This window comes from Methanopyrus sp. (assembly GCF_053997775.1).
In genome coordinates this window covers 1-9,554 of the sequence record NZ_JBMXXF010000019.1, presented here as the reverse complement: position 1 = coordinate 9,554, position 9,554 = coordinate 1, and the positions used below count along the sequence as shown (strand labels likewise).

Annotated in this window: 13 protein-coding genes and 1 tRNA gene; 12 read left to right on the top strand and 2 right to left on the bottom strand. The window is 71.2% G+C overall.

Features of this window, described 5'->3' with window-relative positions:
- Window positions 1-22: 22 nt before the first annotated feature.
- Window positions 23-112: transfer RNA gene (locus ACXJJV_RS02710), tRNA-Leu, on the top strand.
- 105 nt (window positions 113-217) lie between these two features.
- Here ACXJJV_RS02710 and ACXJJV_RS02705 read toward each other — a convergent pair.
- Entirely contained in the window at window positions 218-622 is a 405-nt protein-coding gene (locus tag ACXJJV_RS02705) for a hydrogenase iron-sulfur subunit (protein ID WP_456466642.1), read from the bottom strand.
- A 76-nt stretch (window positions 623-698) separates the two neighbouring features.
- Here ACXJJV_RS02705 and aroA point away from each other — a divergent pair, with 76 nt between their 5' ends.
- From aroA to ACXJJV_RS02690, 3 genes are all read left to right on the top strand, one after another.
- Window positions 699-1,985, top strand: a complete 1,287-nt coding sequence (gene aroA / locus ACXJJV_RS02700; RefSeq protein WP_456466643.1) for a 3-phosphoshikimate 1-carboxyvinyltransferase — start codon at window positions 699-701, stop codon at window positions 1,983-1,985.
- A gap of 47 nt (window positions 1,986-2,032) precedes the next feature.
- A complete protein-coding gene (gene aroC, locus ACXJJV_RS02695) occupies window positions 2,033-3,208 on the top strand; it encodes a chorismate synthase (protein WP_456466641.1) in 1,176 nt (391 codons plus the stop codon).
- 61 nt (window positions 3,209-3,269) lie between these two features.
- The gene (locus tag ACXJJV_RS02690; protein ID WP_456466640.1) at window positions 3,270-4,409 is read left to right on the top strand and encodes a pyridoxal-phosphate-dependent aminotransferase family protein; all 1,140 of its coding nucleotides are present in this window, start codon (window positions 3,270-3,272) and stop codon (window positions 4,407-4,409) included.
- Here ACXJJV_RS02690 and ACXJJV_RS02685 read toward each other — a convergent pair.
- On the bottom strand, window positions 4,406-5,152 hold the full coding sequence (locus tag ACXJJV_RS02685) for a hypothetical protein (protein WP_456466639.1): 747 nt from the start codon (window positions 5,150-5,152) through the stop codon (window positions 4,406-4,408). The genes ACXJJV_RS02690 and ACXJJV_RS02685 overlap by 4 nt on opposite strands.
- 29 nt (window positions 5,153-5,181) lie before the next feature.
- Between ACXJJV_RS02685 and ACXJJV_RS02680 the strand changes: the two genes are divergently transcribed.
- From ACXJJV_RS02680 to ACXJJV_RS02645, 8 genes are all read left to right on the top strand, one after another.
- Window positions 5,182-5,826, top strand: a complete 645-nt coding sequence (locus ACXJJV_RS02680; RefSeq protein ID WP_456466638.1) for an L-threonylcarbamoyladenylate synthase — start codon at window positions 5,182-5,184, stop codon at window positions 5,824-5,826.
- Window positions 5,810-6,274, top strand: a complete 465-nt coding sequence (locus tag ACXJJV_RS02675) for a DUF2124 family protein (RefSeq protein WP_456466637.1) — start codon at window positions 5,810-5,812, stop codon at window positions 6,272-6,274. Before ACXJJV_RS02680 ends, ACXJJV_RS02675 begins: the two co-directional genes overlap by 17 nt.
- 19 nt (window positions 6,275-6,293) lie before the next feature.
- On the top strand, window positions 6,294-6,971 hold the full coding sequence (locus ACXJJV_RS02670) for an FkbM family methyltransferase (protein WP_456466636.1): 678 nt from the start codon (window positions 6,294-6,296) through the stop codon (window positions 6,969-6,971).
- A 2-nt stretch (window positions 6,972-6,973) separates the two neighbouring features.
- Complete coding sequence (locus tag ACXJJV_RS02665; RefSeq protein WP_456466635.1) at window positions 6,974-7,489, top strand: DUF367 family protein; 516 nt, start codon at window positions 6,974-6,976, stop codon at window positions 7,487-7,489.
- A gap of 38 nt (window positions 7,490-7,527) precedes the next feature.
- Window positions 7,528-7,677 carry a 50S ribosomal protein L40e gene (locus tag ACXJJV_RS02660; protein ID WP_456466634.1) on the top strand — a complete coding sequence of 50 codons (150 nt, stop codon included), beginning with the start codon at window positions 7,528-7,530 and terminating at the stop codon, window positions 7,675-7,677.
- Between the two features lie 13 nt (window positions 7,678-7,690).
- Complete coding sequence (locus tag ACXJJV_RS02655; RefSeq protein ID WP_456466633.1) at window positions 7,691-8,413, top strand: phosphoglycerol geranylgeranyltransferase; 723 nt, start codon at window positions 7,691-7,693, stop codon at window positions 8,411-8,413.
- Between the two features lie 31 nt (window positions 8,414-8,444).
- Entirely contained in the window at window positions 8,445-9,143 is a 699-nt protein-coding gene (locus tag ACXJJV_RS02650) for a diphthine--ammonia ligase (protein ID WP_456466632.1), read from the top strand.
- A 117-nt stretch (window positions 9,144-9,260) separates the two neighbouring features.
- The coding region (locus ACXJJV_RS02645; protein WP_456466631.1) for a hypothetical protein at window positions 9,261-9,554 on the top strand (294 nt) is incomplete at its 3' end.

Sequence of the window (9,554 nt, the reverse complement as noted above, 5' to 3'; positions counted from 1 at the left end):
GGGTGGGGCGGTGGTGGAGGTCGCGGGGGCGCCCGAGCCTGGTCAAAGGGGCGGGAATGAGGATCCCGTGGCCGTAGGGCCGTCCCGGGTTCAAATCCCGGCCCCCGCACCAGCGGGGATCGTTCTGAGTTTCGTAACGTTTGGCGGTGGGGCGCGGCGGTTCCGCCCGGGGGTCCCGGGTTTCGGGTTCCCCCCGGGCCTCATCCCGCCGGCGCGTTTACCGTGGGAAGGGTGGGCCGAGTTCCTTGGCGCGTTGGTGCATTTCCTGGGCGGCGGCGACGAACTTGTCGGCCTCGGCGGAGGTCATGAAGTACATCTCGATGCGTTCGGGCTCTAGGCCCATGGCCTTGAGGAGTTTCTTGGCGGCTTGGACGCGGCGGTGGCACTTGAGGTTGCCGTCCTCGTAGTTGCACTCGCCCTCCTTTCAGCCGGCGACGAAGACGGCCCAGGCGCCCCTGGTGAGGGCGGTGAGGAGGTGTTCGATGCCGATGCGGCCGGTGCAGGGGACGCGGATGATGCGGACGCTGGTGGGGTACTGCATGCGGCTGGTGCCGGCGAGGTCGGCGGCGCCGTAGCCTCACTCGTAGCAGCAGAAGGCGACGACGGTGGGTTCTTCGGTCATGGTGATCACCCGTGCGGGCGCTGGTGGGCTCGATTTAAATCGGTTGTCATTGGGTGGTTCGATCGGGGTGTTGTTCGTGGTTCGGGTGGTCGTGGAGGGTGTGCGGGAGGTGTCGGGTGAGGTGTCGCCGCCGCCGTCGAAGAGTGGGTCGCATCGGGCGTTGTTGGCGGCGGCGTTGTGTGAGGGGGAGACGGTGTTGAGGAACGTGTTGGAGGCGGATGATGTGCGGGCGACGGTGGGGTTGTGTCGGGCGTTGGGTGCGGGGTTGGAGGTGGAGGGTGAGGGTCGGTGGGTGGTGCGGGTGTCGGGGTTCGGTGGGGAGCCGGGGGTGCCGGGGGATGTGGTGGATTGTGGGAATTCGGGGACGACGTTGCGGTTGGGGTGTGGGGTGGCGGGGTTGGTGGAGGGTCGGGTGGTGTTGACGGGGGATCGGTCGTTGCGGTCGCGGCCGGTGGGGGATTTGTTGGCGGCGTTGCGGTCGTTGGGGGTGGAGGCGTGGGGTCGGGTGCGGGAGGGTGAGGAGTTTCCGCCGGTGGTGGTGTCGGGGCGGCCGTTTCGGGAGCGGGTGGCGGTGTACGGGGACGTGAGTTCGCAGTTCGTGAGCGCGTTGTTGTTCTTGGGGGCGGGGTTGGGTGGGTTGCGGGTGGATGTGGTGGGTGGGTTGCGGTCGCGGCCGTACGTGGGGTTGACGGTGGAGGTGTTGGAGGCGTTTGGGGTGTCGGTGGGTTGGGAGGGGTCGTCGTTCGTGGTGGAGGGTCGGCCGGGGTCGCCGGGGGAGTTTCGGGTGGAGAATGATTGGAGTTCGGCGGGTTACTTCGTGGCGTTGGGGGCGATCGGTGGGGAGGTGTGGGTGCGTGGGGTGGATCTGGACTCGTCGCATCCGGACCGGCGGATCGTGGAGATCGTGGAGGAGATGGGGGCGGTGGTGCGGGAGCGGGGTGATGGGGTGGTGGTGCGGTCGTCGGGGTCGTTGGAGGGGGTGGAGGTGGATCTGTCGGATGCGCCGGATTTGGTGCCGACGGTGGCGGCGTTGGGGTGTTTTGCGGAGGGGGTGACGCGGATCGTGAACGTGGGTCACGTGCGGTTCAAGGAGGTGGATCGGTTGCGGGCGTTGGCGGAGGAGTTGCCGCGGTTTGGGGTGGAGGTGCGGGAGGGTCGGGATTGGTTGGAGGTGCGGGGTGGTGAGCCGGTGGGGGCGCGGGTGAGTTCGCGGGGGGATCATCGGATGGCGATGGCGTTGGCGGTGGTGGGGGCGTTCGCGCGGGGGGAGACGGTGATTGAGGGGGCGGAGGCGGTGTCGGTGTCGTACCCGGGGTTCTGGGAGGATTTGGCGTCGGTGGGGGTGCGGGTGCGGTCGGGGTAGCGTCGGGGTATTAAGGGCGGTGGTCGGTTCGTGGGGTGGGGTGTTCGTTGAACACGTTGGGTCGGTGGTTTCGGGTGACGACGTGGGGTGAGTCGCACGGTCGGGCGCTCGGCGCGGTGGTGGATGGGTGTCCGGCGGGGTTGCCGCTCTCGGAGGAGGATGTGCAGAGGGAGTTGGATCGGCGGCGTCCGGGGCAGTCTTCGGTCTCGTCGCCGCGGTCGGAGCGGGATCGGGTGGAGTTCCTGTCGGGGGTGTTCGAGGGTCGTACGCTCGGGACGCCGATCAGCATGGTGGTGTGGAACGAGGACGTGGATTCGTCCCGGTACGAGCCGATCAGGACGCGGCCGCGGCCGGGGCATGCGGATCTGACGTATCGGTGGAAGTACGGGCACGTGGATTGGCGGGGTGGTGGTCGGGCGTCGGGGCGGACGACGGTGGGTGTGGTGATGGGTGGGGCGGTGGCGAGGAAGTTGTTGCGGGAGGCGCCGTTGGAGGAGCCGTTGGGGGTGGAGATCGCGGGTCACGTGGTGCGGGTGGGTTCGGTGGAGGTGGGTGAGGTGGGGGAGCTTTCCGCGCGGGAGATTCGGCGGCGGGCGGAGTCGAATCCGGTGCGGTGCGTGGATGGGTCGGTGGCGGAGGAGATGGTGGGGGAGATCGAGCGGGCGCGGGAGGAGGGGGATTCGGTGGGTGGGACGGTGGAGGTGGTGGCGGAGAACGTGCCGCCGGGGTTGGGTGATCCGGTGTTTGGGCGGTTGGATGGGGAGTTGGCGGGGGCGTTGATGGGTATTCCGGCGGTGAAGGCGGTGGAGATCGGGTCGGGCGTGGAGTGCGCGCGGATGCGGGGTTCGGAGCACAACGATCCGATCGTGTGGCGGGAGGGGCGGCCGGTGGTGGAGGGTGGGCGGTGCGGTGGGGTGTTGGGTGGGATTTCGTGCGGGGGTCGGTTGGTGGTGCGGGTGCACGTGAAGCCGACGCCGTCGGTGTCGGTGCCGCAGCGGACGGTGGATCTGGCGTCGGGGGAGGAGGTGGAGCTGTCGGTGGAGGGGCGGCACGATCCGTGCATCTGTCCGCGGGTGGTGCCGGTGGCGGAGGCGGTGGTGGCGATCGTGTTGGCGGACGCGGTCCTGCGGGCGGGGTACGTGAACCCGGACAGCGTGGAGTTGCCGGCGGCGTCGGTGGAGGATCGGTGGGAGGCGCTGCGGCGGAACGTGGGTGAGGGTTGAGCTTCGGTCGGGATGGTGGGGTTTAAACGGGCGGGTGAGGGGTCGGGCGGGGGGTCTCGGGATGGAGAAGCTGGTGCTGCTGCCGGGTCCGGTGATGGTGCACGAGGACGTGCTGTTGCGGTCGGCGAAGCAGGTGATGAATCATCGGAGTGAGGAGTTCGAGGAGGTGCTGCGGGAGTGTTTGGAGCTGTCTCGGTACGTGTTCCAGACGGAGGGTGAGGTGGCGATCATCACGGGCTCGGGTACGGCGGGGATGGAGGCGGCGGTGTACAGTCTGGTGGAGCCGGGTGAGGAGGTCGTTGCCGTGGTGAATGGGAAGTTCGGGGAGCGGTTCGCGGACATCGCGGAGCGGCGGGGCGCGGAGGTGGTTCGGGTGGAGTTCGAGTGGGGTGAGGCGGCGGATCCGGAGCGGGTGGAGGAGGCGTTGGCGGACTCGGGCGCGGAGGTCGTGACGATGGTGCACTGCGAGACGTCGACGACGGTGTTGAACCCGGTGGAGGAGGTGGCGCGGGTCTGCCGGGAGTACGACGTGATCTTCGTGGTGGACGCGATCTCGTCGCTGGGTGGTGCGGAGTTTCGGATGGATGAGTGGGGCGTGGACGTGTGCGTAACGGGGTCGCAGAAGGTGCTGGGATGCCCGCCGGGGCTGGCGCTGGTGGCGGTGAACGAGCGGGCGCGGGAGCGGATGGAGGAGCGGGAGTCGGGCAGTTACTACCTGGACCTGCCGAAGTACCTGGAGTTCCTGAAGGAGGATCCGATGCAGACGCCGTACACGCCGGCGGTGAACGCGTGCTACGCGCTGCGGGAGGCGCTGCGGCGGTTGCGGGAGGAGGGGTTGGAGCGTCGGTGGGAGCGGTGTCGGGAGCTGCAGCGGGTGGTGCGGGAGGGGATCCGGGCGCTGGGGTTGGAGCTGTTCGTGGAGGATGATGGGGTCGCCTCGCCGACGGTGACGGGGATCGTGTACCCGGAGGGGGTGGACGATCGGGAGTTTCGGGGGCTGCTGCGGGACAAGTACGATGTGGTGGTGGCTGGGGGTCAGGATCACCTGGCGGGGAGGATCTTCCGGATCGGTCACATGGGTGAGGTGCGGGTGCGGGACATGGTGACGGCGGTGACGTGCGTGGGGTTGGCCATGCGGGAGCTTGGCGTGGACGTGGACGTGGGGGCGGCGGCGGAGGCGATGGCGGACGCGGTGGGTTAGCGGAGCTCGCGGAGGGCCCAGCGCTCGGTGCCCGTTCCCACCCGGATCGCCCTTACGGCGTCGATGACGTTGCCGTTCAGGATCATGGTGACGGAGAAGATGACGGTGCCGGGGAGGACCTCGGCGGGGGTGCCGCGGGGGACGGGGCGGGCGCCGGCGCCCTGGCCCGCGCCGATGAGGGCGCCGGCGGTGGGTCCGACCTGGCTGAGGTGGTCGGTGGTGGCGAGGAGGACGGGGTCGTCCGTGTCGGGGCCGACGTAGCCCACGCCGGGGATCTCCGTGGGCTCGCGGATGGGTCCGCCGCCCACGTCGTAGCACAGGTTCTCGATCGCGCGCCGGCACACCTCGGCGACCTCGTCCACGCGGTTCTCCGCGGCGTAGGTGTCGAAGAGGGCGACGATGAGGTCCTGGTACTCGGACTCGGGGCACTTGGCCTCGGCGTAGGAGGGGCCCTCTCCGGCCGTCTCGGGCTCCTCCGAAATCCCCATAACGTCCCCGCCGCCGTACCTCCCCAGCAGCTCCACGACCGCGGCGTTGAGCTCCTCGACCACGTCCCGCTCCGCCACGTACACGACCGCCAGGTCGTCCCCGCAGAGCGGCCCCAGGACGAGGTGAAGCACGCCCTCGCGGTACCGGGCGCGCAGCTCGCGCAGGTCCCGCTCGATCCTCCTCCGCAGCGGGTCGGGCACGCGGACGTCGTCCTCGGACACGTCGGCCGAGATCGCGACGGCCCGCAGGCTCATGGCGGCCCCCTCCCCCCGGGGGGAGGGCCGTGGTCACGGTGGTCGAGGAGGACGCGAGCGCCGTGGATCGGGTCGTGAACGCGCTGCGCGCGGGGAAGCTCGTCGCGCTACCCTGCGACACGGTCTACTCGCTCAGCTGCGACGCGACCGACCCCGAGGCCGTGGAGCGCGTGTTCGAGGTCAAGCGCCGGCCCCGGGACAAGCCCGTGAGCGTGGCCGTGCACTCGACGGAGGCCGCGCTGAGGCTGCTTAAGCCCGTACCGGGGCTCCGGCGGGCCCTGGAGACCCTCACCCCGGGCCCGGTGACCCTCGTCGCCCCGGTCCGGCCCGGGGTCGTGGCGGAGCAGGTGACGGCCGGCCGGGACCGGCTGGGCGTGCGGATCCCGGACCACCCCTTCTTCCTCCGGGTCGTCCGCCGGTTCGGGCGGCCCGTGGTGACCACGTCCGCGAACCTCTCGGGTCGGCCGGCTCCCGTGAGCTCGGACGAGGTGATCGAGCAGCTGCGGGGCGGGGTCGACCTCGTGGTGGACGGGGAGTGCCCGATCGGGGAGCCGTCAACGGTCGTCGAACTTCGACCGGACGGCGAGATCAAGATACTTCGCGAGGGCCCCCTGTCCCGGGATGAGGTGCTGCGGGCCCTGAGGGGGGAGGTCCCGAGTGTCGGAGAAGGGTAAGGGCCTGAAGGCGTTCCTCAACGGCTTCCGGGAGGCGGTGCTCGACGTCACCGGAGGGGAGGGCGTGCTCGTCTACTCCGGGTGCGCCGGCACGTGCACACCCTTCGCCGAGCTTCTCGCCTTCACGCTCCGGGAGACGGACCTGGAGCAGTACTACTCCATCGACCTGAGCCGGGAGTTTCGCCGGATGGAGCTGCGGGAGCACGGGTTCGCGGTCACGGACGAGACCGAGCGGCTGGACGAGGCGGACGCGATCGTGCTGCTCGGCGGCCTAGCGATGCCTATCTCCGACGTCACGGTCGAGGACGCGCGCGAGTTCGTGGAGGAGCTGGGAGACCCGCCCGTCATCGGCGTCTGCTTCATGAACATGTTCGAGCGGGCGGGCTGGACGGAGGAGCTGGACTTCCACGTTATCATCGACGGGTACCTGGAGGTCACCGTGGGGTAGGGGGACGCCGCGGATCGGCGTGCCCAAGCGGACGGTCCGGGTGCGTGTGACCGAGGAGCACGGGCTCCGGTTCCGGCCCTGGGCCCTGGGGGACGCGGACGCGGTCGCCGACGTGCTGTACCGGGAGCTCTACCCGCACGAGCTCCTGGAGGACGCGCGCGAGGTCGTGGACGCCGGCGCGCACGTGGGGGCTTTCACCGTCCTGGCCGCGGCCCGGGGCGCGCGCCGAGTCCTTGCCCTGGAGCCCCACCCCGAGAACGCGGAGCTGCTGCGGCGGAACGTGGAGGAGAACGGGATCGACGCGGAGGTGATCGAGGCGGCCGCCTACGACCGCGAGGACGAGGTGAGGATGTACGTGGCCCCTTCCACCGTCGCGCACTCCGTCGAGATGGTCCGGTCCCGGGAGACGATCCGCGTCGAGACGGTCCGGATCGACGACCTGGGCGCGCGCCCGGACCTGATCAAGCTGGACGTGGAGGGCGCGGAGGAGCGCGCCCTGCGCGGGGCCGAGCGGACCCTGGAGGAGCACGCGCCCCGGGTCGTCGTCTCCGCCTACCACTACCCGGGCCAGGAGGAGGACGTGCGGCGATGGCTGGAGGATCGAAACTACCGCGCGGAGCTGCGGGTGAGGGAGGCGAGCCCGTACCGCAGTCCGACCCTGCGGGTGCCCGTGGTGCTCGGGGAACCCCGCGCCTGATCGTGCTCCACGCCCGGGACTGCAACCCTAAGGCCTGCACGGCGCTGAGGGCGCACCGGATGGGTCTCGTCGAGCTCGTGCGGAGCCCCCGGGACGTCCCGACCGGGGCCGTCGTTCTCGACCCGACCGTGGAGCGCGCGCTCTCCCGGGAGGATCGCGAGGCGGCCGTGCGCCGGGGTCTCGTGGCCGTGGACTGCTCCTGGAAGCGCGTGGACCGGTACTTCCGCCCACTCCGCGACCGGTGCGCGCCCCGCATCCTGCCCTACCTCGTCGCCGCCAACCCCGTGAACTACGGGAAGCCCTGCCGGCTCAGCACCGTGGAGGCCCTGGCCGCCGCCCTCTACATCCTCGACTTCCGGCGCGAGGCGGAGGATCTCCTCTCCCGGTTCAAGTGGGGCCCCGCCTTCCTCGAGCTCAACCGGGAGCGGCTGGAGGCGTACCGGCGGGCCCGGGACAGCGCCGAGGTCGTGCGGGCGCAGGAGCGCTTCCTACCGGAGGGGGCCCGGCGACAGGGTTAAAGTCGGGCGGTCCCGGCGCCCTCCGGGGGTGAGGGCGGATGGCCCGGTTCCCGGAGGCCGAGGCCCGGCTGTTCAACAAGCTCATCTGCATGCGGTGCAACGCCAGGAACCCACCGGACGCCACCAAGTGCCGGAAGTGCGGGTACAAGGGACTGCGACCCAAGGCCAAGGAGCCGCGGGGCGGCTAGCGGCGGGATGCGCATGGGCGTCTTCGAGGAGCTCCGCGAACGCGCCCCCTGTCACCTCACCCTGCTCGACCCGGTGGACGTCGAGCCCCGGCGGGTGGCGTCGACCCTCGAGCCGCTGCTGGAGGCCGGCACGGACGCGATCCTGGTCGGGGGCTCCACGGCCCACGCCCGCCAGGTTGAGGCCGTGGTGGACGCGGTCAGGGAGGTGACCGACCTCCCCGTGATCCTCTTCCCCAACGGCCCCGAGGGGCTCGCCCCCAACGCGGACGCGGTCCTGTTCATGAGCCTGCTCAACTCCCGGAGCACGTACTACCTGATCGAGGCGCAGGTCAAGGGCGCCCCGCTCGTCGAGGAGTTCGGGCTCGAGAGCATCCCGACCGGCTACCTGGTTCTGGGCGAGTGGGGCACGAGCGTCTCCGTCGTGGGCGACGCCCGGGTGCTCCCCTTCGACCGGCCCGAGCTGATCGTCGCCCACGCCCTCGCCGCCAAGCACCTCGGCATGCGGGCCGTGTACCTCGAGGCGGGGAGCGGCGCGCCCGAGCCCGTACCGCCCGAGATCGTGAGGCGCGTCGCCGAGATCGGGCTGTTCACGATCGTGGGGGGCGGGATCCGGGACCCCGACGTCGCCCGCGAGCTCGTCCGCGCGGGCGCGGACGCGATCGTCACCGGCACCGCGGTGGAGCGCGACCCGGAGCGGGCCGCGGAGCTCGCACGGGCCGTCTCCGAGGCCCGATGAGCCCTCCGGGCGCCGCCGCGGAGGTGATCGGTTGCGGGCCGCCGCCCTGCTGAGCGGCGGCAAGGACTCGGTGCTGGCCGCCCACCTGGCGGCCGAGGAGGGGTACGAGCTGACGCACGGGATCACCGTGATCCCCTCCAACCCGGAGAGCCGCCTGTTCCACGTGCCCAACGCTGACCTCGGCACCGTGATCGCCCGGGCGATGGGCCTCCGGCCCGTGCGGGTCCGCTCCGGCCGGGGCGACGCCGCCGACCTGCGGGCGCTGGCCCGAGCCCTGCGGCGGCTCGACGTGGACGCCCTCGTCTCCGGCGCGATCGCCTCACGGTACCAGCGGGAGCGGCTGGACCGCGTCTGCCGGAGGCTCGGGATCGAACCCGTGCACCCGGTGTGGGGCCTGGACCCGTTCGAGGAGCTGGAGCTGCTGCTGGAGCGCGGCTTCGAGGTCGTGATCGTGGCCGTCGCCGCGGCGGGACTGGACGCGTCCTGGCTCGGCCGACGGCTCGACGAGGCGGCGGTCCGGGACCTCCGCAGGCTGCACGACCGGTACCGCGTGCACCCGGCGGGCGAGGGAGGCGAGTACGAGACCCTCGTGCTCGACGCTCCCCTGTACCGGGAACGACTCGTCATCGAGCGCGCCGTCAAGCGGTGGGAGGGCGACTCCGGGTACCTGGAGATCCGGGAGGTGCGCACGGAGCCCAAGGATCGGGGCGGAACCGCCCGCCCGCGATGATCGGACTGAGCTACGGCGAGCCCCGCGCGATGAGCGGGGACACGGGGGTGAGCGTCCGTCGGACGATCGAAAGTGGGGCGGGCGGATGAGCGGGCTGAACTCGGCCGAGCCCCTCCGATGAGGAGGGGACCACGGGGCGACGCCCGCGGTACCTCACGGGATGATGAGCGCTCCCGATACGGTTTCCCGCGGACGGGTGACGAGTGCGGGACCCATCTGACCCGGATCCTCGCCCTCCTCCCGCTCCTCCTGCTCCCGACGGGCTCGGTCGCCGCCGACGTGATCGTGGACGTAGTGCCCTACGTGGACAGTGACGCCTGGTCCGGGGAGCACGTGACCGCGCTGCGGGACTTCCTGAGCTGGTGCGGGGAGCGCGGGGTCAAGGTCGCCGTCTTCCACTACAACTTCTGC